This is a genomic window from Streptomyces sp. NPDC104371, assembly GCF_055583785.1.
This window is the reverse complement of record NZ_JBVJNF010000007.1, coordinates 208,518-229,636: the sequence shown is the minus strand read 5'-3', so window position 1 is coordinate 229,636 and position 21,119 is coordinate 208,518. Positions and strand designations below refer to the sequence as shown.

General features: G+C 70.1%; 18 protein-coding genes and 2 pseudogenes. 5 read left to right on the top strand and 15 right to left on the bottom strand.

From position 1 onward, the window contains the following. Window positions 1-21: 21 nt before the first annotated feature. On the bottom strand, window positions 22-939 hold the full coding sequence (locus ACZ60T_RS22855; RefSeq protein WP_469667527.1) for a LysR family transcriptional regulator: 918 nt from the start codon (window positions 937-939) through the stop codon (window positions 22-24). Between the two features lie 88 nt (window positions 940-1,027). Here ACZ60T_RS22855 and ACZ60T_RS22850 point away from each other — a divergent pair, with 88 nt between their 5' ends. Next, complete coding sequence (locus ACZ60T_RS22850; protein ID WP_469667526.1) at window positions 1,028-1,963, top strand: EamA family transporter; 936 nt, start codon at window positions 1,028-1,030, stop codon at window positions 1,961-1,963. 88 nt (window positions 1,964-2,051) lie between these two features. Beyond that, window positions 2,052-2,690, top strand: coding sequence for a GNAT family N-acetyltransferase (locus ACZ60T_RS22845; protein WP_469667524.1), 639 nt, complete (start codon window positions 2,052-2,054; stop codon window positions 2,688-2,690). Window positions 2,691-2,699: 9 nt separating this feature from the next. Here ACZ60T_RS22845 and ACZ60T_RS22840 read toward each other — a convergent pair whose 3' ends face one another. Continuing rightward, window positions 2,700-3,500, bottom strand: coding sequence for a sugar phosphate isomerase/epimerase family protein (locus tag ACZ60T_RS22840; protein ID WP_469667522.1), 801 nt, complete (start codon window positions 3,498-3,500; stop codon window positions 2,700-2,702). A 147-nt stretch (window positions 3,501-3,647) separates the two neighbouring features. Between ACZ60T_RS22840 and ACZ60T_RS22835 the strand changes: the two genes are divergently transcribed. Beyond that, on the top strand, window positions 3,648-3,920 hold the full coding sequence (locus ACZ60T_RS22835) for a hypothetical protein (protein ID WP_469667521.1): 273 nt from the start codon (window positions 3,648-3,650) through the stop codon (window positions 3,918-3,920). Window positions 3,921-4,017: 97 nt separating this feature from the next. Here ACZ60T_RS22835 and ACZ60T_RS22830 read toward each other — a convergent pair whose 3' ends face one another. The 7 genes and pseudogenes from ACZ60T_RS22830 to ACZ60T_RS22800 form a co-directional block, all read right to left on the bottom strand. Next, complete coding sequence (locus tag ACZ60T_RS22830; protein ID WP_469667700.1) at window positions 4,018-4,839, bottom strand: MerR family transcriptional regulator; 822 nt, start codon at window positions 4,837-4,839, stop codon at window positions 4,018-4,020. A gap of 665 nt (window positions 4,840-5,504) precedes the next feature. Next, window positions 5,505-5,894, bottom strand: a complete 390-nt coding sequence (gene rbsD / locus ACZ60T_RS22825) for a D-ribose pyranase (RefSeq protein ID WP_469667520.1) — start codon at window positions 5,892-5,894, stop codon at window positions 5,505-5,507. Beyond that, a complete protein-coding gene (locus ACZ60T_RS22820; RefSeq protein ID WP_469667519.1) occupies window positions 5,891-6,790 on the bottom strand; it encodes a ribokinase in 900 nt (299 codons plus the stop codon). Before ACZ60T_RS22820 ends, rbsD begins: the two co-directional genes overlap by 4 nt. 161 nt (window positions 6,791-6,951) lie before the next feature. Next, window positions 6,952-7,818 (bottom strand): annotated as a pseudogene (locus ACZ60T_RS22815) (D-ribose ABC transporter substrate-binding protein); the annotation flags it as partial. Window positions 7,819-7,945: 127 nt separating this feature from the next. Beyond that, window positions 7,946-8,917 (bottom strand): annotated as a pseudogene (locus ACZ60T_RS22810) (ABC transporter permease); the annotation flags it as partial. Next, window positions 8,907-10,445: a sugar ABC transporter ATP-binding protein gene (locus ACZ60T_RS22805; RefSeq protein WP_469667518.1), complete on the bottom strand. Its 1,539-nt coding sequence runs from the start codon at window positions 10,443-10,445 to the stop codon at window positions 8,907-8,909. The gene ACZ60T_RS22805 and the pseudogene ACZ60T_RS22810, both read right to left, overlap by 11 nt. Next, window positions 10,442-11,488: a LacI family DNA-binding transcriptional regulator gene (locus tag ACZ60T_RS22800; RefSeq protein WP_365618910.1), complete on the bottom strand. Its 1,047-nt coding sequence runs from the start codon at window positions 11,486-11,488 to the stop codon at window positions 10,442-10,444. Before ACZ60T_RS22800 ends, ACZ60T_RS22805 begins: the two co-directional genes overlap by 4 nt. Window positions 11,489-11,746: 258 nt before the next feature. Between ACZ60T_RS22800 and recD2 the strand changes: the two genes are divergently transcribed. Both recD2 and ACZ60T_RS22790 read left to right on the top strand, forming a co-directional pair. After that, window positions 11,747-14,020, top strand: a complete 2,274-nt coding sequence (gene recD2, locus ACZ60T_RS22795) for an SF1B family DNA helicase RecD2 (protein ID WP_469667517.1) — start codon at window positions 11,747-11,749, stop codon at window positions 14,018-14,020. A 252-nt stretch (window positions 14,021-14,272) separates the two neighbouring features. After that, entirely contained in the window at window positions 14,273-15,562 is a 1,290-nt protein-coding gene (locus ACZ60T_RS22790) for a citrate synthase (protein ID WP_365618916.1), read from the top strand. A gap of 736 nt (window positions 15,563-16,298) precedes the next feature. Here the strand turns inward: ACZ60T_RS22790 and ACZ60T_RS22785 are convergent. The 6 genes from ACZ60T_RS22785 to ACZ60T_RS22760 all read right to left on the bottom strand — a co-directional run bounded on the left by ACZ60T_RS22785 (window position 16,299) and on the right by ACZ60T_RS22760 (window position 20,804). Further along, window positions 16,299-16,538, bottom strand: a complete 240-nt coding sequence (locus ACZ60T_RS22785) for a heavy-metal-associated domain-containing protein (RefSeq protein ID WP_469667516.1) — start codon at window positions 16,536-16,538, stop codon at window positions 16,299-16,301. 49 nt (window positions 16,539-16,587) lie between these two features. Beyond that, window positions 16,588-17,538, bottom strand: coding sequence for a PrsW family intramembrane metalloprotease (locus ACZ60T_RS22780; RefSeq protein WP_365618919.1), 951 nt, complete (start codon window positions 17,536-17,538; stop codon window positions 16,588-16,590). 145 nt (window positions 17,539-17,683) lie between these two features. Further along, window positions 17,684-17,884, bottom strand: a complete 201-nt coding sequence (locus ACZ60T_RS22775; protein WP_365620976.1) for a helix-turn-helix transcriptional regulator — start codon at window positions 17,882-17,884, stop codon at window positions 17,684-17,686. Between the two features lie 349 nt (window positions 17,885-18,233). Continuing rightward, window positions 18,234-18,785 carry a chaplin gene (locus ACZ60T_RS22770; RefSeq protein ID WP_469667515.1) on the bottom strand — a complete coding sequence of 184 codons (552 nt, stop codon included), beginning with the start codon at window positions 18,783-18,785 and terminating at the stop codon, window positions 18,234-18,236. Between the two features lie 134 nt (window positions 18,786-18,919). Next, entirely contained in the window at window positions 18,920-19,153 is a 234-nt protein-coding gene (locus ACZ60T_RS22765) for a chaplin (protein WP_365618924.1), read from the bottom strand. Window positions 19,154-19,397: 244 nt separating this feature from the next. Beyond that, a complete protein-coding gene (locus ACZ60T_RS22760; protein WP_365618927.1) occupies window positions 19,398-20,804 on the bottom strand; it encodes an APC family permease in 1,407 nt (468 codons plus the stop codon). Window positions 20,805-21,119 lie beyond the last annotated feature (315 nt).

Sequence of the window (21,119 nt, the reverse complement as noted above, 5' to 3'; positions counted from 1 at the left end):
ACGGGGCTCGTGCGCCGCGGTTCAACGGGGCTCGTGCGCCGCTGCCTTGGGCCAGAACTCCTGGAGTGTGCGGACGGTCTCCGCGATCGCGGGACGCCGGGCCGCGCCCGTGCGCCACAGCGCGTACAGCCGTCGTACGGGCATTGGGTCGAGCGGGACCTCGACGGCGCCCTCGGGCAGCGGACCCCGGCCGAGGCGGGGGATGAGCGCGACGCCGAGCCCGGCGGCGACCAGCGCGACCAGGGTCGGGTTCTCCTCGGCCTGGTGGACGAGGTCCGGCTCGTGGCCGTCGGCGCGCAGGGTCCGTACGAGCCAGTCGTGGCAGACCCGGCCCGGCGGCTGGCAGACCCACCGCTCGCCGCTCAGCTCCTCGCGGCGCACGGAGGAGCGGCCCGCGAAGGGATGCCCCTCGGGGACGATCAGGTCGCACAGGTCGTCGCCGATGACCGCCTGCTCGATCCCCGGCGGCGCGGGCAGCGGCACGATGTCCCAGTCGTGGACCACGGCGAGGTCCACCATGCCCTTGGCGACGAGGTCGACGGACAGATGCGGGTCGACCTCGGTGAGCCGGGCGTCCAGGGCGGGGTGCCGGGTGGCGAGGGCGGCGAGGACGGAGGGCAGCAGCCCGCGCGCGGCCGAGGCGAACGCGGCCACGGCCAGCCGCCCGGCGGGCCGCCCGCGCCGCTCCTCCAGCTCGGTCTCGGCACGCTCCACGATCGCCAGCAACTCCTGTGCGGTGGAGGCCAGTTGATGGGCCTCCGGGGTGAGCCGCACGCCGCGCCCCTCTCGTTCGAGGAGGACGGTCCTGGTCTCCCGCTCCAGCTTCGCGATCTGCTGCGAGACGGCGGACGGGGTGTACCCGAGCGCGGCGGCGGCGGCGCCGACCGTGCCGTGGACGGAGACGGCGTGCAGGGCGCGCAGGCGCTGAAGATCGAGCAAGGCGGTGCTCCCGGATTAGCGATGCTTCATCCAACCATGCAGCAATCTTCGCTGGTGCTTCATGGTCGTCAGGCGTGATCCTCGACGCATGCGACCCGCACACCTTGCCCTCGCCGTCCTCGTCGCCGCCGTCTGGGGCGTGAACTTCACGGTCATCGAGATCGGCCTCGGCCACTTCCCGCCGCTGCTGTTCTCGGCCCTGCGCTTCCTGGCCGCGGCCGTGCCCGCCGTGTTCTTCGTCGGGCGGCCCAAGGTGGCCTGGAAGTGGATCCTGGGCGTGGGGCTCGTGCTCGGCGTCGCCAAGTTCGGGATGCTCTTCATCGGCATGGACGCGGGCATGCCCGCCGGACTGTCCTCCCTGGTGCTACAGATCCAGGCTGTTTTCACGGCCCTCATCGCCTTCGCGGTCCTCGGCGAGCGGCCCACCCGCCTGCGCGCGCTGGGCATGGCGGTGGCCCTCGGCGGCGTGGCGCTCGCGGCGGTGGACGAGGGTACGGCGGGCCCGCTCGGCGCGTTCGCCCTGGTCATCGGCGCGGCGGCCTGCTGGGGCGTGTCCAATGTGCTCACCCGCAAGGCGTCCCCGCCGGACTCGCTGAACTTCATGGTGTGGGTGAGCACCGTGCCCGTCCTGCCCCTGCTCGCCCTCTCCCTGCTGACCGAGGGCCCCTCCCGCGACCTGGACGCGCTGTGCGGCCTCGACTGGCAGGGCGTGGGCATCATCCTCTACGTCGCCTGGATCACCACGGTCTTCGGCTTCGGAGCCTGGGGCTGGCTCCTGCGCCGCCACCCCGCGTCCACGGTCGCCCCGTTCTCCCTCCTGGTCCCGGTCTTCGGCATGTCCGCCGCGACCCTGTTCCTGGGCGAATCGGTGAGCCCCCTGCGCTGGGGCGCGGCGGCCCTGCTGGTGGGCGGGGTGGCGCTGACGTCGCTGGCCCCGGCGAAGACCCAGGCCCAAGCCCCTGTGACCGCGGCCGAACCCGACGACGCACCACACGACGACCACCGGGAGAAGGTCGCGCCGTAACCCGGACCGGGACCGGGACGAGCGGGCCGGGATACGGGCGGGGGATATCCACTCGACGCCGTCGGGCGGGACCCGCCACACTCCCGCCATGACGTTCGTGCTGGAAGGGCCGGTGCTGGAGGGCGCGCTCGTGCGCCTGGAGCCGCTGGAGCGCCGCCATGCGGCCGGGCTGGCGCTGGCGGCCGAGGAGGAACGGGACACGTACGCGTTCACGAGCGTGCCCCGGTCCCATGAGGTCGGCGACTACATCGAGGCGCACCTGGCCCGCGCCGCCACGGGACGGCTCGCGCCGTACGCCCAGATCGCCGTCGCCACCGGGCGGGTGGTCGGCACCACCTCGTACTGGGAGCCGCGCTGCTGGCTCTCGGAGGACCGGCTCGACGCGATCGAGGTGGGGTTCACCTGGCTCGCCCGCTCGGCCCAGGGCACGGGCATCAACGCGGAGTCCAAACTGCTGCTGTTCCGGCACGCGTTCGAGGAGTGGGGCGTCTCACGCGTCGACCTGCTCTCCGACGCCCGCAACAGCCGCTCCCGCGCGGCCATCGAGAGCGTCGGAGCCCGCCTGGAGGGAATCCTGCGCAACTGGTCCCGCTCCTGGGCTCCGGGTGACGAGAACCGCCTGCGGGACACCGCGATGTACGCGATCACGGCGGAGGAATGGCCGGCGCGCCGCACCGAGTTGGAGGCCAGGGTACGGAAGGCGGTGCTCGCCGCGCGCGCCGCCTGAACTGCCCGGTCAGGCCGAGTCGTTGAGCAGCCGCTCCAGATGTTCCCGCCCGCGCGCGAGCAGTTCGGGCAGAGGTGTCACCGACTCGTACCACCGCTTCTCGTACTCCCAGCACAGCCAGCCGTCCCAGCCGTGCCGGGAGAGGACGTCCACGCACTCGGTCAGCGGCAGGACGCCCGCGCCGAGCGGGAGCGGGGTGGTGTCGTCGGCGGACGCGATGTCCTTGACCTGCACATAGCCGAGGTACGGGGCCAGTGCCGCGTACGTCTCCTGCGGCTGCTCGCCGCCCAGCCAGGTGTGCATCACATCCCACAGCGCACCCACCTGCCGGTGCCCGACCGCCCCGAGGACGCGGATCGCGTCGGCTCCGGTGCGGTGCGAGTCGTGGGTCTCCAGCAGGATCCGTACGCCGAGATCGGCGGCGTACTCGGCGGCGGCACCGAGCCGCCGCGCGGCGGTGGCGTCGGCCTCCCCGGGGTCTTGAGCGGCGTCACCGCCGGGGAAGACGCGGACGAAGGGGGCACCCAGGTCGCGGGCGAGGTCGAGCAGCGCGCGCACCTGGTCGAGCACGGGCTCGTCCGCACCGGGCGCGGCCACCCGCGCGTACCCCGCCACCGCCAGGATCTCGACCCCGGCGCCCCCGAACTCCCGTACGACATCGGCCCGTTCACCCGACCCGATGCCGGGATGCACGGGCTCCTCCGGGTGCGCGCGCAACTCGACACCGTGATAGCCGTGCGTGGCCGCGAGATGAACGACATCGCGCACGGGCAGCCCAGGAACACCGAGGGTGGAGAACGCCAACTTCATGCGACGGACCCTATGCGCCCCCCACGCCTCCCGCTCCTCGGGCACGCCGCGTTGGTTCAGCCGCCGATGCGCCGGATCCGGTGAGCCCCCTCCGCCTGAACGTGATTGGATCTCGGGACGTGGTCATCCCATGAGGTGACGCTCCAGGTGACCGGTAGCGGCACGACGCAGGTCATGTATCACGCGGACAGCAGCAGCTACGGGGAGCAGCAGAAGCTCCCGTGGACCAAGACGGAGACGGTCGAACTCACCAAGGCCGAGCAGAAGGTCGGCTATCTGGTGTTGGTCACGCCCGGCACGGTCCAGGCGGCGGACGGGACACTGAAGATGGCCGGCTGCGTGATCAAGGTCGACGGCAAGCAAGTGGCCGACAACGACGGCGGCAACACCGCCAAGCCCTGCAAGTACAAGATCCATTAGCCGCTCGTGATTCGGTCGGACGTAGCGGCGGTGTGCGGGTGTGGCGCATCCAGGAGATGTGCCACACCCGCGGCTCATCCGCCCGACGGGCCGAGCGTCAGGACGCGGCCACCGGCGCCTGGAGTTCGGTCACCCAGTCGTCCTCGTTCTCCGGGCACTCCAGGCTGACCTCGCGCGGGTATCCGGCCGACCGGTAGCCGTTGCCTTCGATCCAGCGGGCCAGCGCCTGGGCCGTGGGCAGGACCGTGTCCATCGAGCCGCGGTGCACGATGGTCGCCGCTCGGTCGACAGGCGGCAGGTCGAACACCCGGAAGGCGCCCTCCTGAAGCGGGGCCGCGACCTGGACGGAGGCGTGGACGGTGATCCTGCCGCCGCCCTCCGGGGCGTCCTCGTAGAACGCGATGCCCGGTCCGGCGGGGGTGAAGCCCGCCGCGTCCAGGAGCCGGAACAGCTCCCCGTACAGCGGTCCGATGACCGGGCCGATGTCCTCGGGCGCGAAGCTCGCGGCGTTCGCGGTCAGTTCCGCGACCCGGATCGCCGGGACGTTCTTGATGACGACGTCGTTCGTGGGCATGTGCCCCTCGCTCTCGATCGACCGGAGCCTCGCCTCGACCTGGGTCAGCCGTGCCGCCGCGGCGGCCACCGCGGTCTCCAACTCCGCCCGCCGCAGGCGCAGCATGCCGCGCAGCTCCTCGGCAGTGATCCTGTCGTCCACGATGTCCCGCACCTGTTGGAGGGTGAAGCCGAGATCCTTCAGGGCGATCACGCGGTTGAGACGGGCGAGTTGGGCGGCCGTGTAGGAGCGGTAGCCGGTGGCGGGGTCGACATGGGCCGGGCGCAGCAGTCCGATCGCGTCGTAGTGACGCAGCATCCGGACCGAGACGCGGCCGTGCCGGGCGAAATCTCCGATGGTGAACATGATGTCTCCGACTTCAGCGCCTGACACGGTGTGAGGGTCAACCACTGGGTCGATCTCCACAACAGGCTCCGGTGCGAGACTGGCCTGCCACGTACGCAGCGCCACGCGCCACAACTCGAAGTCGGCCACGCCGTTCTCGACGAAGAACACACCGCCGCGCTCGTACAGCACCACGAGCGGTTCATAGGGGTCCGGCAGGTCGGGGAGCTTCACCTCAGGGGAATCACGGAGTTCGGCCCAGTGAACGGCCGCGCGACACATGCGACGGGCGATGAACTCCGGCACGTTCCCGGCGGTGAACTCGTCCAGCCGCTCGATCAACCCGGGATCGGCGCGCACCGAGGGGGCGACGCGTTCCGCGATGTCGAAGAAGGGCCAGCGGTCACTGCCGCCCAGCCACTCCACCCACAAGGCAGCCCGCCGAAGGAATTCACGCAACAGCAGGGCGCGAGACGCGGCGTTCCTGTCTCCTGTGGCGTAGTCGGCCCAGTTGATGACGGTCAACCGATGGACCATCGCTTCCGCCGCACCCGTTCGCGTCACAGGGCCGGTCCCTTCCTGATCGATATCGATCGCGTCGACCTGTGACTGTCGCAGGAAGCCCTGCGCACGCAAAGGGGCCCGGTCCACCGGACCGAGCCCCTCCGCATGTATCTGACGGGCCGTCAGAAGAACACCCCGCACCGCAGCAGCACATTCGCATACGGTCGCGCCTCGCCCGTGCGGACGATCAGGTGGGCGCCCGCCGACAGGTGCTTCAACCGTTCGTGCGGGACCAGGTCCAGGTGCGGGAAGTGGTGGTCGAGGAGCGCGGCCGCCTCCGGGTTCGCGTCGCGGATCTCGCGCGCCGCCGTCGCGCCCTCCACCACGAGTTCGTCCAGCAGGCCCTCCAGGACCTCCGCGAACGACGGCACCCCGGCGCGGAACGCCAGGTCCACCACGCGCGGGCCCGCCGGGATCGGCATCCCGGCGTCGCACACCAGCACCCCGTCCGTGTGCCCCAACTCCGCGAGCGCGCCCGCGAGATGACGGTTCAGAATTCCGGCCTTCTTCACAGCGCCGCGACCTCCTCCGCGGTCGGGTAGGACTCCTGGGCGCCGGGGCGCGTGACCGCGATCGCGCCCACCCGGGCCGCGTACGCCGCCGCCTGGTCCGGTGCGGCGCCCGTGCCCAACTGCCAGGCCAACGCCGCCGTGAACGCGTCGCCCGCACCGGTCGTGTCGACCGCGTCGACCTTCACGGACGGCACCCGGGTCATGGTCGCGCCGGTCGCCACCAGCGCGCCCTCCGCGCCCAGGGTCACCACGACCGAGCGCGGACCGAGGGCCAGCAGCGCCTTCGCCCAGTCCTCGGGCGAGCCGTCCAGCGCACCGCCCGCGATGACCCGCGCCTCGTGCTCGTTCACGATCAGCGGGTCGCACGCGGCCAGCACCTCGGCGGGCAGGGGCCGCGGCGGCGAGGGGTTCAGTACGAAGCGGGTGTCGGACGGCAGGTTCCGTACGACCTCCACGACCGTCTCCAGCGGGATCTCCAACTGCGCCGAGACCACCCGGGAGGCGCGCAGCAGGCCGCTCGCGGCCCGGACGTCCTCGGGGGTGAGCCGCCCGTTGGCGCCCGGCGACACCACGATGCTGTTGTCCCCCGAGGGGTCCACCGTGATCAGCGCGACCCCGGTGGGCGCACCGCCGACCAGGACGCCCACGCTGTCGACACCGGCCGCGCGCTGCGTGTCCAGCAGCAGCTTGCCGTGCGCGTCGTCGCCGACCCGCGCCAGCAGCGCCGTACGGGCGCCGAGGCGCGCGGCGGCCACCGCCTGGTTCGCGCCCTTGCCGCCCGGGTGGACGACCAGGTCGGAGCCGAGCACGGTCTCCCCGGCCGCGGGCCGTCGCTCCACCCCGATCACCAGGTCGGCGTTGGCCGAACCCACGACCAGGAGGTCGTAGTCGTACATGAACTGTCTCCCAACGAATCCCGACGGATCCAACGAATCCCAACGGATCCCAACGGATCCAACGGACCCCGCGGATCCCTTCAGCGGGCGGTACCGGTGCCACGGCCGCGGGCGGCGCGTCGTGCGCGACCCGCGGCCATGGCGTACGGACGAGCCTCGGATCAGCCGGTGAACTCGGCCACGTTGCTCTTGGTGACGACCTTGACCGGCACCTTCACCGTGCTGTCGATCTTCTTGCCCTTGGCGGCCTTCACCGCGTTCTCCACGGCGAGCTTGCCCAGCAGCTTCGGCTGCTGCGCCACCGAGGCGAGCAGCGTGCCGTCCTTGACCGCGGTCAGACCGTCGGGCGTGCCGTCGAAGCCGACGACCTTGACCGACTTGCCGGCCTTGCTGCCCAGGGCCTTGATCGCGCCGAGCGCCATCTCGTCGTTCTGCGCGAAGACGCCGTCCACGCCCGAGTGGGCCTGGAGCATGTTGGTGGTGACGTCCAGACCCTTGGTGCGGTCGAAGTCGGCCGGCTGCGAGGCGACGACCTTGATGCCCGGGTACGCCTTCAGGCCCTCGGTGAAGCCCTTGCCGCGCTCGTTGGCGGCGGAGGTGCCGGAGGTGCCCTGGAGGACGAGGATCTTGCCCTTGCCGCCGAGTGCCTCGGCGATGGTCTTCGCGGCGAGCTTGCCGCCCTCGACGTTGTCCGAGGCGACGGTGGTGGCGACGTCGGCCTTGTTGACGGTGCGGTCGGCGGCGACGACCGGGATGTTCGCGTTGTTCGCGGCCTTGACGGACGGGCCCGCGGCGTCGGAGTCCACCGGGTTGATGATGATCGACTTCACGTTCTGGCTGGTGAAGTTCTGTATCTGGTTGCCCTGCTGCGAGGCGTCGTTCTGGGCGTCGGTGACGGTGAGGGAGACGCCTTCCTTCTTGGCCTCGGCCTGGGCGCCCTCCTTGAGCTGCACGAAGAAGGGGTTGTTGAGGGTGGAGACCGACAGGCCCACCTTCATGTCGGAGGAGTCCGACGAGCCGGAGTTGCAGGCCGTGGTGGTGAGGGCGAGCGTGGCGATGGCGGCCACGGCGACCGAGATCTGCTTGGTGCGCATGGTTCTCTTCCTTGCGGGTGAGGGGTGATTCCGTGGGGAGGGGGAAGCGAGAGGCCGGTTACGCGCGTCGGCGCAGCGTGTCCACGAGGACGGCGAGCGCGATGACGACACCGATGACGACCTGCTGCCAGAAGGCCGAGACCGAGAGCAGGTTGAGGCCGTTGCGGAGCACCGCGAGGATCAGCGCGCCGATGAGCGTGCCCGACGCCTTGCCGACACCGCCGGAGAGGCTGGCGCCGCCGATCACGACCGCGGCGATGGCGTCGAGTTCGTAGCCGGAGGCCGCCTGCGGCTGCGCCGAGGCCAGCCGGGAGGCGAGGACGATGCCCGCGACGGCCGCGAAGCCACCGGCCAGCGCGTAGATGACGAGCTTCTGGCGCTTGACGCGGATACCGGAGAGCCGGGCGGCCTCCTCGTTGCCGCCGATCGCGTACATGGTGCGGCCGATGTACGTACGGTTCAGCACCACGGCGGTGATCAGACCCATCGCGATCATCACGAGGACCGGCACCGGCAGCCAGCCGCCGATGGTGGTGCCGAGCTTCGACACCGAGTCGGGGAACGCGATCGGGCTGCCCTGCGAGATCACCAGGGAGAGGCCGCGGCCCACCGACAGCATGGCGAGGGTCGCGATGAAGGGCGGCAGCTTGCCGAAGGAGATGAGCGCGCCGCTGACCAGACCGCAGGCGACGCCGGTGGCGAGGGCGAGCAGGACCGAGATCCAGACCGGCAGGCCCTGGTTGGTGGCGGTGTACGCGAGGACGGTGGCCGAGAGCGCGGCGACCGAGCCGACCGACAGGTCGATGCCCGCCGAGACGATCACGAAGGTGACACCGAAGGCGAGGATCGCGGTGACCGCCGCCTGGACACCGACGTTGAGAAGGTTCTGGGTGGCCAGGAAGTCCCCGGACAGCAACGACATCGCCACGGCCAGGACGACCAGGGCGGTGAGCGCGCCGTTGTCGGAGAGTGCGCGGCGCAGCACGGCGGCCCTGCCCGTGTCCGTACTGCTCTTGAGCGTGTCAGTGGCCACGGGAGACCTCCACATCCTTTACTGCTGTGTTCGTTGTTGCTGCGGCGCTGACGGCCAGCGCCATCACGGCGTCCTGCGTCGCGTCCCGCGCGGCGAGTTCGCCCGCGATCCGGCCCTGGGACATGACCAGGACGCGGTCGCTCATCCCCAGGACCTCGGGGAGGTCACTGGAGATCATCAGAACGGCGTGACCGGAGGCGGTCAGTTCGTTGATGAGTTGGTAGATCTCGACCTTGGCGCCCACGTCGATACCGCGGGTCGGCTCGTCGAGGATGAGCACCTTGGTGTCGGCCAGCAGCCACTTGCCGATGACGACCTTCTGCTGGTTGCCGCCGGACAGGGTGCCCACCCGCTGGTGCAGCCCGGCCATCCGGACCTTGAGCTGCTCGGAGATCGTGGCGGCGGCCCGCTTCTGCCCGGCCCGGTCGACGAACCCGGCGCGGCTCGCGCGGCCGAGCGTCACCAGACCGAGGTTCTCCTGCACGGTCGCGTCGAGCACCAGGCCCTGGCCCTTGCGGTCCTCGGGGACCAGGCCGATCCCGGCGTCCATGGCCGCGTTGACGTCGTGCCGGCGCAGCGGCTTGCCCTGCACCTCGACGGAGCCGGAGTCATAGGGGTCGGCGCCGAAGACGGCGCGCACGACCTCGGTACGGCCGGCGCCGACGAGGCCCGCGAGGCCCACGACCTCACCGGCCCGCACCTCGAGGTCGACGTCGTGGAAGGTGCCGGCCCGGGTGAGCCCGCGGACCTTCAGCAACGGCGCCCCCGCGTCCCCGCGTTCGCGCGGGTACTGCTGCTCGATGCTCCGGCCGACCATGAGCCGCACCAGTTCGTCCTCGGGGGTGGACGCCGGGACCTGGTCGATGCTGCGGCCGTCGCGCAGGACGGTGACGCGGTCGCCGAGGGCGGCGATCTCCTCCAGGTGGTGCGTGATGAAGACGATGCCGACGCCGTCCTCGCGCAGCTTGCGCACGATCCGGAAGAGCTTGTCGACCTCTTCGGTGGTCAGGACGGCGGTGGGCTCGTCCATGATCAGCACGCGCGCGTCGAGGCTCAGCGCCTTGGCGATCTCGACCATCTGGAGCCGGGCGATGCCCAGTTCACGGACCTTGGTACGGGGATCGACGTCCACGCCGACGCGGGCGAGGAGTTCGGCGGCCCCGGCGTTCATCCGCTTGCGGTCGATGAACCCGAAGCGGCGCGGCTGGCGGCCCAGGAAGATGTTCTCGGCGACGGTCAGGTCGGGAACGAGGTTGAACTCCTGGTAGATCGTGGCGATGCCGAGACGCTCGGAGTCCTGCGCACCGTGGATGCGCACCTCCTCGCCGCCGACCGTGATCCGCCCGGAGTCGGGGCGGTAGGCACCGGAGAGCATCTTGATGAGCGTGCTCTTGCCCGCGCCGTTCTCACCGAGCAGTACATGCACCTCGCCCCGGCGCAGGTCGAAGTCGACGCTGTCGAGCGCCACCACGCCGGGAAAGGTCTTGCGTATGCCTTCGATGCGTAGCAACTCGTCCGGGTTGCTCACGACGTGCTCCTTTGCAGGGGGGAGGGCTGCGCGGCGGGGGTCTGCGCAGCGGACGGCTCGCCGCACGAGCGACGTACGACGAGACGGGCGGGGAGGGTGACGGACCGGGCGGTCCGTCCTTCGACGCGGTCGATGAGCGCGCGCACGGCGGCCCGCCCCAACTCGGCGGTCGGCTGGGCGATCGCGGTGATCGCCGGGTCGGTGTGCACGAACCAGGGGATGTCGTCGAAGGCGGCGAGCGCGATGTCGTCCGGGATCCTGAGGCCGCGCGAGCGGATGGCGTCGAGCGCGCCGAGCGCCATCAGGTTGTCGGCGGCGAACACCACCTCGGGCGGCTCGGCCAGGTCGAGGAACCGCTCGGTGGCCCGGCGTCCGCTCTCCGCCTGGAAGTCGCCCTGCCCTATGTAGGCGTCGGGGAGGGGGAGTCCGTACTCGCCCATGGCCACGCGGAACGCCTGGACGCGTTCGCTGCCGGTGGTGGTCGCCGCCGGTCCCGCGATGATCGCGAGCCGCCGGTGGCCGAGCGCGTGGAGGTGGGCGACGAGGTCGTGGACGGCGGCCCGTCCGTCGGCGCGTACGACGGGGACGTCGACGCCCGCGATCCAGCGGTCGACGAACACCATGGGGGTGCCGGTCTTCGCGGCGTTCAGCATGAGCGGGGAGCCGCCGTCGGTGGGGGAGACGAGCAGGCCGTCGATCCGCCGGTCCAGCAGCGTGCGTACGTGGTGGTCCTGGAGGTCGGGCCGTTCGTCGGCGTTGCCGATGATCACGCTGTAGCCGAGCGCGCGGGCCTCCTCCTCGACCGAGCGGGCCAAGTGCGCGAAGTACGGGTTGAGTACGTCGCTGATGACCAGGCCGAGGGTGCGGGTCTCATGGGTGCGCAGGGAGCGGGCGACGGCGTTCGGCCGGTAGCCCAGCGCCTCGACGGCGGCCCGGACGCGGGTACGCGCGTCGCTGCTCACCGACGGGTGGTCGTTGAGGACACGCGAGACCGTGGCGACGGATACGCCCGCCACGGCGGCAACGTCCTTGATGCTCGCCATCGCCGGAAACACCTCCTTGTGAGTCCGTTCGCGCAGACCGGCCGTGGAATCGTTTACACGGCCGATACGAAGGATTGGAATCGATTACATGAGGGTGAAGCAAGGGTGAACGGCGGGTCGAGACCTGATTGTGACCTCATGTGAACAAGAGCGCTCAGATGAGCGGAGAAGGGGTGGCGGTCCGTCACCGGGCGGCTCCGCGGGGCGTATCACCCCCGTCCGTCCCCGGCTGTCGGACCGCGGCGGTAGCGTCGGATCATGCGCGAGGAGGCGAGCGGGGCGGGGAAGCCGAACGGCGAGCGGCAGTGGTCCGTGCTGGAGGGCGTCCTGGAGCGGATCACGTACGCCAACGAGGAGAACGGCTACACGGTCGCCCGGGTCGACACCGGCCGCGGCGCGGGCGATCTGCTCACCGTCGTCGGCGCTCTGCTCGGCGCGCAGGTCGGGGAGTCGCTGCGGATGGAGGGGCGTTGGGGCTCCCATCCCCAGTACGGCAAGCAGTTCACGGTGGAGAACTACACGACGGTCCTGCCGGCCACGGTCCAGGGCATCCGCCGCTATCTCGGCTCCGGCCTCGTCAAGGGCATCGGTCCCGTCTTCGCCGACCGCATCACGCGGCACTTCGGCCTCGACACCCTGACGATCATCGAGGAGGCGCCGAAGCGGCTCATCGAGGTGCCGGGGCTCGGCCCGAAGCGGACCAAGAAGATCGCCGAGGCCTGGGAGGAGCAGAAGGCGATCAAGGAGGTCATGCTCTTCCTCCAGACCGTCCAGGTCTCCACGTCCATCGCGGTGCGCATCTACAAGAAGTACGGCGACGCCTCCATCTCCGTCGTCAAGAACCAGCCCTACCGCCTGGCCGCCGACGTCTGGGGCATCGGCTTCCTCACCGCCGACAAGATCGCCCAGTCCGTAGGCATCCCGCACGACAGTCCCGAGCGCGTCAAGGCGGGCCTCCAGTACGCCCTGTCGCAGTCCGCGGACCAGGGCCACTGCTATCTCCCGGAGGAGCGGCTCATCGCGGACGCGGTCAAGCTCCTCCAGGTGGACACGGGCCTGGTCATCGAGTGCCTGGCCGAACTGGCCGCACCGCCCGAGGGCGACACCGACCCCGGTGTCGTACGGGAGAAGGTGCCCGCCCCCGACGGCGGCGATCCCGTCACGGCCGTCTATCTCGTCCCCTTCCACCGCGCCGAACTCTCCCTCTCCGCCCAGGTGTTGCGCCTGCTGCGCACGGACGAGGACCGGATGCCCGCCTTCCGGGACGTGGTCTGGGACAAGGCGCTCGACTGGCTCAAGGGGCGTACGGGCACGGACCTCGCGCCCGAGCAGGAGGAGGCCGTCCGGCTGGCGCTGACCGAGAAGGTGGCCGTGCTGACGGGCGGGCCCGGCTGCGGCAAGTCCTTCACGGTGCGGTCCGTGGTCGAGCTGGCGCGCGCCAAGCGGGCCAAGGTCGTGCTCGCCGCGCCCACCGGCCGGGCGGCCAAGCGGCTCTCGGAGCTGACGGGCGCCGAGGCGTCCACGGTGCACCGGCTGCTGGAGCTGAAGCCGGGCGGTGACGCGGCCTACGACCGGGACCGCCCGCTCGACGCCGATCTGGTCGTGGTCGACGAGGCGTCGATGCTCGATCTGCTGCTCGCCAACAAGCTGGTCAAGGCCGTGCCGCCGGGCGCCCGTCTCCTCTTCGTCGGCGATGTCGACCAGTTGCCGAGCGTCGGCGCGGGCGAGGTGCTCAGGGATCTCCTCGCCGACGGCAGCCCGGTCCCCGCCGTCCGTCTCACGCGCGTCTTCCGCCAGGCCCAGCAGTCCGGCGTGGTCACCAACGCGCACCGCATCAATGCCGGGCACCATCCCCTGACCGACGGCCTGAAGGACTTCTTCCTCTTCGTCGAGGACGACACCGAGGCGGCGGGCCGGCTCACGGTCGACGTGGCCGCGCGGCGGATCCCGGCCCGGTTCGGCCTCGACCCGCGCCGGGACGTCCAGGTCCTCGCGCCCATGCACCGGGGGCCCGCGGGCGCGGGCACGCTCAACGGCCTGCTCCAGCAGATGATCACCCCCGCCCGCCCCGATGTGCCCGAGAAGCGGTTCGGCGGCCGGGTCTTCCGCGTCGGCGACAAGGTCACGCAGATCCGCAACAACTACGACAAGGGCGAGAACGGCGTCTTCAACGGCACCGTCGGCGTGGTCACTTCACTCAACCCCGACGAGCAGCGCCTGACGGTGCTGACGGACGAGGACGAGGAGGTCCCGTACGACTTCGACGAACTGGACGAGTTGGCGCACGCGTACGCGGTGACCATCCACCGCTCGCAGGGCAGCGAGTATCCGGCCGTGGTGATCCCGGTCACCACGGGTGCATGGATGATGCTCCAGCGCAACCTGCTGTACACGGCGGTCACCCGCGCCAAGAAGCTCGTCGTGCTCGTCGGCTCACGCAGGGCGATCGGCCAGGCGGTGCGCACGATGTCGGCGGGACGCCGCTGCACGGCGCTGGACTTCCGGCTCTCGCCCCGGCCGTTGGCGGGCTGACGCGGGCCTTGGCGGGGTCCCGGTGGGGGTCTGGGTGGGGCATCGTGAAAAATGATCGATCAAATGAGTCGGAAAGGTCACACAGCTCTTCCGGAACCGCTCAGCGGCGGGCAGGATGAGCAGGTTGGCGGCACTCAGTGCCGCGAATGAGCCCAATGGTCGACCCCGAGTGCACTCTCCTGCGCCAAATGGGGGATGGTAGAGACAGTCAGGGCACCTCGAAGATGAGGCACTATGTCGGTGAGGGAAGACGTGAGCGACAACTCTGTAGTACTGCGGTACGACGGCAGCGAGTACACCTACCCGGTGGTCGACAGTACCGTCGGCGACAAGGGCTTCGACATCGGGAAGCTGCGCGGCCATACCGGTCTGGTGACGTTGGACAGTGGGTACGGCAACACGGCCGCCTACAAGTCCGCCATCACCTATCTCGACGGTGAGCAGGGCATTCTTCGGTACCGCGGCTACCCGATCGAGCAGTTGGCAGAGCGCTCCACCTTCCTGGAGGTCGCCTACCTGCTGATCAACGGCGAGCTGCCGACGGTCGACGAGCTCTCCACCTTCAAGAACGAAGTCACGCAGCACACCTTGCTGCACGAGGACGTCAAGAACTTCTACAAGGGCTTCCCGCGCGACGCGCACCCGATGGCGATGCTGTCGTCGGTGGTCTCCGCGCTGTCCACCTTCTACCAGGACAGCCACAACCCCTTCGACGAGAAGCAGCGCAACCTCTCGACGATCCGGCTGCTCGCCAAGCTGCCGACGATCGCCGCGTACGCCTACAAGAAGTCGATCGGCCACCCGTTCGTCTACCCGCGCAACGACCTCGGCTACGTCGAGAACTTCCTGCGGATGACCTTCTCGGTCCCCGCCCAGGAGTTCGACCTGGACCCGGTCGTCGTCTCCGCGCTGGACAAGCTGCTGATCCTGCACGCCGACCACGAGCAGAACTGCTCGACCTCCACGGTCCGCCTGGTGGGCTCGTCGCAGGCCAACATGTTCGCCTCGATCTCGGCCGGCATCAACGCGCTGTGGGGCCCGCTGCACGGCGGCGCCAACCAGTCCGTCCTGGAGATGCTGGAAGGCATCCGCGACTCCGGCAACGACGTCGACACCTTCATCCGCAAGGTGAAGAACAAGGAGGACGGCGTCCGCCTGATGGGCTTCGGCCACCGGGTCTACAAGAACTTCGACCCGCGCGCCCGGATCATCAAGGCCGCCGCCCACGACGTGCTCTCCGCGCTGGGCAAGGATGACGAACTCCTCGACATCGCCCTCAAGTTGGAGGAGCACGCGCTGTCCGACGACTACTTCGTCGAGCGCAAGCTCTACCCGAACGTGGACTTCTACACGGGCCTGATCTACCGCGCGATGGGCTTCCCGACCGAGATGTTCACGGTCCTGTTCGCCCTCGGCCGGCTGCCGGGCTGGATCGCCCAGTGGCACGAGATGATCAAGGAGCCGGGTTCGCGCATCGGCCGTCCGCGCCAGATCTACACCGGCGTGGTCGAGCGCGACTTCGTTCCCGTCGAGGAGCGCTGAGCCACTCCGCGGACACCTGAGGCGTACGCCGTCACCGCACAGCGGCGTATGCCGGGTTCGCCCCCGGCGACAACCGAAGAGTGAGAAGAAGCGGAAGGCGCCCTGATGCCGGTCCCCCCACGGGCCGACCTTCAGGGCGCCTTCCCGTGTCCCGGTGCGGATTCCCCCCACGGGATCCGGCCGGGCGTTACGGGACAGCGCCTGAATCGCTGTCGGCACACCGGGCAGTGCCCGACATGCCTCCGCGGCGCGGTCTGCCGGGACGCGCACGGAACGGGAGGGCCGCTCAAAGCTCCCCGGTGTACGTGCCCCGGCAACGCCGTTTCCCGGGAACGTCCCCCAAGACATCCCCAGATGTCAGCAACGCCCCCCAAGACGCCACTGACATCGCCAACTTAGACTCACGAACCCTGCCGTTGGTTACGTCCACGCCACTGTGATCTGCGTCTCTTGTGCAAGGCGCGACCATGTGAGGTGAACGAAGCCCCGGTCTGGCGAACAGGGGCCCAGCGTAAGGATGATGCGCGAACCTTGTGAAGAGCTTATGTGAGGCGCTCGTGGGACTCCAGTGCCCCGGCAGCCAACGTTCCTTGAGCGAACACTTCCCGCCGGGAGGCCGGTGGTTGGGCCGGTCGAGCCGGGCCCCGGACAACGCGACAGGCCGTGCCGCGCCGACGTCGTCAGGGGGACGGCGCCGGGCGCGACACGGCCTGTCGCAGAGGCTGCTGCGGGTGGCTCAGGCCTTGCCGACGAGTTCGTAGCCCGCCTCGTCGACGGCGGCGCGCACGGCCTCGTCGTTTAGGGGCGCGGCGGAGACCACCGTGACCTCGCCGGTCGAGGCGACGGCCGTGACCGAGGTGACACCGGCGATCTCGGAGACCTCGTTGGAGATGGCGCCTTCGCAGTGCCCGCAGCTCATGCCGCTCACCTTGTAGACGGTCGTCACGGAACCCGGGGTTTCGGTCTGCGCGCTCATGTCGTGCTCCTCAGGGAGGTGTGTGGCTTACGATGCGAACCCTATACCCCTAGGGGGTATCTGTCCACGAGGGCACCCGGCGGGTCAGGGAACGCACCCAGAGAAGACCGAGCAGGCATACGGCGATCAGCTCGCCCGTGGAGAAGAACACGAAGAACTGCCGTTGCTCCGGCGTGGGAGCGGGGATCTGCCCCTGCGTGAAGAACGAGTGGTCGAGCTGCGCGCCCGTCATCAGGGCGGACACCCAGATCGCGATGCCGTGGGCCGAGTTCCACAGCGCGTGCAGCAGGGAGACCCCGAGATAGGTGGCGATCACCGGGGCGGTGCAGGGGAAGCGCCCGTTGCGGCGCCGCAGGGAGAGCAGGGCGGCGCCCGCGATCGCCGTCCACAGGCCGTGCCCGAACGGGGCGAGGATGCCGCGCAGGATCTCGGTCTCGAGCAGCGCGTGCAGATCGATGCCCTCCATGGAGACCGCCGCGTTGAACGCGTACCCGGAACTCTCCAGGGCCGCGAAGCCGAAGCCGACGGTCGCGCCCAGGACGAGGCCGGTACGCAGCCCGCGCAGCCGGGGGTGCCGGCGCAGGACGAACATCAGGGCGGCGAGCTTGGCCGCCTCCTCGATCAGACCGACGCCCGCGAACATCCACAGGGACGGGTGCAGCAGGTAGTACTCCATCATCGACGCGCCCAGCACACCGAGCGTCCCGCCGGTCAGGAAGCAGCCGAGGATCACGTTCACGCCGAGGTCGCGGCCGTGCTGCTCGTAGGCCCACAGCACGAAGGTGACGGGCGTCAGGAAGCTGCCGAGCAGGATCACGGTCGGCAGCAGGGTGGTGTTCTTCGTCGCGTACGTGACGATCGCGGTCAGTGTCCACAGGAGCAGGCCGCCCCACAGCGACCGTTTCCAGAGGCCGGCACGGATGCGTGGGTAGCGCGGAGGGGGCTGGCGAGGGACTTGGACGCGCGCGGTCGGGGCGCCGGGTGGCGGGGACTGGGTCACTGCGGCTCCCTCGGTTCGGCCTCTTTGTCCGAACTTTAGGGTGGGGCCGAGTGTGTTGCAGTCTGGGATGGTTTCTTCGGGTGGGCGCTCGGCCGGTCGGGGCCGCGGGGGTGGCCCGCCCCGACGGGACGGGCCACGGGGCGGCTCAGGTCGCGCCGCGGTTGCGGTTGCCGGGGCGGGCGGCGACCCAGGCGCGGACGGTGTCCGCGTACCAGTACGGTCTGCCGCCCTCCACATGGTCAGGCGGCGGCAGCAGCCCGTGTTTTCGGTACGACCTCACGGTGTCGGGCTGCACCCGGATGTGTGCGGCGATCTCCTTGTAGGACCAGAGCCGACGGTCGGTCATCATCAAGCACCTCCCCGCGCGCGCCACGGCGGCGACCGGGGGAGGTCGTCCGGGGGAGCCGGGCGCTGCGCTGGCGATCACGAAGCCTGTGCTCGGTCAACGACGGGGCGGCGCGGACGGAAGGGGCTGTGAACCGGGTGTGACACAAGCCCTGCGGAGGCGGGACATCTGTGACAGCAACGAGTTCTTTGTGACACAGATGATGAAATCCGGTGCGCGCGCCGCCGTTTCAGCGGTGCCCGCGCAGCACAAGGCGCCGCCCGCACGGGAGGCGGACGGCGCCTTGAGGGCTCACCGGTGGGGGTGAGGGCGGTGGATGCCGGGCGCGAAGTGCCTGGCACCCCTGGTGCTACCAGCGGGAGACTCGGGCCCGCCGGTACAGGATCAGCCCGCCGGCCAGCAGGGCGACGCTGACGGCGGACGCGGCGATCATGTCCTCGCTGCCGGTCTCGGCCAGGGCGGGGGCCTGGTGCGAGAACGTGGAGGGGATGACGTCGGTGTGCGGGGTGGCGGGGGTGGACGGCGGCCGGTGTTCGCTCCGCTGCGGCGGGATCCGGTGGTGAACGAAGTGCCCGCCGTTCGGCGTGTGAGGGTGCTCCACGGGTGCGGCCGGGGGTGCGTCCGCGGCGACCGGAACGGCGGGGGCCTCGGGCGTATCGGCATCGTTCGCACAGGAGTTGCCGAACGTCGGGTTCAGAAGGCCGATCACGTCCACCGAATTGCCGCAGGCATTGATCGGGATGTTCACCGGAATCTGGATCGTATTACCGGAGGCGACGCCGGGTGAATCATTCGTGGCGCCTTCGGCGAGCGAGTCCGCGTACACCGGGTTGCCGCACAGGGACAGAATTCCTGTCGCGGCGGCAGCCGCGACCATTCCCCTGCTCAGGGTCTGTCGCAATCTCGTTGTCTTCCTGCTGGTAGTAGTGGGAGAAGGAGGAAAGCCGGCCCTGGAATCCGACGAGGGCACTCCAAGGCCGGCCGTGACACGGCCGGGCGACTGGTGAGACGCGTCAGCCGCTGCCGGCTACGGCGTCAGTGGTTCAGGCAGGTGTTGCCGGCGGTCGGGTTCACCAGACCGATCACGTCGATCGAGTTCCCGCACAGGTTGATGGGGATGTCCACGGGGATCTGGATCACGTTGCCGGACAGGACGCCCGGGGAGTGGGCGGCGGCGGCCTCGGCGCCCGAGTCCGCCATGGCCGGGGCGGCCAGCCCGAGCGACATGATCGCGCCGGCGACAACGGCAGCGCTCTTCTTGTGCTTCACGAAGTTGTCCCTTCTGCATGTCGTGCCCCTGTTGACGGCCGAAACCGAGCGAGCGCAGCCTGAACGGCTCGCAACACGACGTGCAGACTGTGAAACGAGGAAATGGGGCCCGAAGCAACTCGGGAATGCGAAGCGCCACGCAATTCACTCGAATGCTGCAGCCTGAATTACGCGGGAACGACAGAGCCCTTGCCGCCTTTCGCAGTGCGAAGGCGGCAAGGGCGAGGGGGAGCGGGAGCGGGGACTAGTCCTCGACGTCGTCCGGGATCGACACCAGCCAGCGGGTGTCGCGGCGCGGACGCAGGTACAGGGCCCAGTACACGGTGGCCACCGCGGTGATGCCGCCCGTCCACAGCAGGTAGCTCACGTCCTGGAGCGTGAGGACGTACACCAGGACCACGATCAGCAGGAGGGGCACCGCGGGCCACAGGGGCATCCGCCAGGCGGCCTGGTGGCGGTGCGCGCCGCGCCGGGCGAGCAGGGCGGCGACCGCGACGAGCAGGTACATCGCGGTCACCGAGACGCCGGTGACGCCGTAGAGGGTGTCCAGGTTCACGAAGCACAGGAGCGCGCCGGGGACGCCGACCAGGAGGGTGGCGACCCAGGGGGAGCCGAACCGGCCGAGCCGCGACAGGGCGTTGTTGACGGGCTCGGGCCAGGCCTTGTCGCGGGCCGAGGCGAACAGCACCCGGGAGTTCTGGATGACCATGACGATGCCCGCGTTGATGATCGCGAGGGCGACGCACAGGCTCACGAAGGTGCCGACGGCGGAGTTGGACCAGGCGGTGACCATGCCGCTGAGGTCGCCCTCGGTCAGGGCCTTGATGTCGGAGGCGCCCATGGTGATCGCGACGACCGGGACCAGGATGATGACCGCGGAGATGGCGAGGGTGGCGAGGACCGTGCGGGCGACGTTGCGGCGCGGGTTCTCCAGCTCCTCGGAGAGGTAGACGGCGGTCGAGAAGCCCTGGGTGGCGAAGAGGGCGATGGCCAGGCCGGAGATGACCAGCATGGCGGTCACGGTGTCGGTGTGGCCGCCGGAACCGGCGACCTGCATCGAGACGAGGCTGTCGACGCCGCGCTCGCTGTGCGCGAAGCCCAGCAGGGCGACGACGCCCGCGGCCACGACCTCGAGGACCAGGAAGATGCCGGTGATCCAGGCGTTGGCGCGCAGGTCCAGCAGACCGGCGAGGGTGGCCAGCAGCATGACGGCGGCGCCGGTCATGGCCGGGTCGAGGTGCACGATCGGGGTGAGGTAGTCCGCCGTGCCCATCGCGATCACCGGCGGGACGACCATGACGACCAGCAGGGACATCACGAAGACCAGCCAGCCGGCGAGGCGTCCGGCCAGGGTCGAGACCATGGCGTACTCGCCGCCCGCGCTGGGGATGAGGGTGCCCAGCTCCGAGTAACAGAACGCCACGGCGATACAGAGGACGGAGCCGATGGCGATGGTGAGGGCGGTGGCGGTGCCGAGCGAGCCGAACAAGTCGGGGATGACCACGAAGAGCGTGGAGGCGGGCGTCACGCAGGACAGCGTGAGCAGAGTGCCCCCGACGACGCCGATGGAACGCTTGAGCTTCTGAGGACCCTGGGGGCTGTCGGACACCTCGAGGGTGGGGGCCTCGACAGGGCGGAGCGTGTCGGTCATACGTGGTTCCGATCGACTTGTGCAGGTGATGTTCGGGCGGGAGCGCTATCGCCTCCGGCGGCTCGCGTGGAACTTCATTCGTCCGCTCCCGGCGCAGATGCAACCCTGCGAAAACCCTTGCGTCAATGGGTGTTTACCTTCGGAATCCGCACTCTGAGGGCGGCCTGTGAGGCATCGCTTTCCCAGGGTTCGGCGCCCCAATGGCTCATTCATCAAGCCCTGTTGGTGTGTGACCTTGGTTTCAAAGGTCAAGGGTGTGTCCTGCCTGGGGTACCCGTTTCATGCCTCGTACGCGGGAATCGCAGGTGGGGCGTT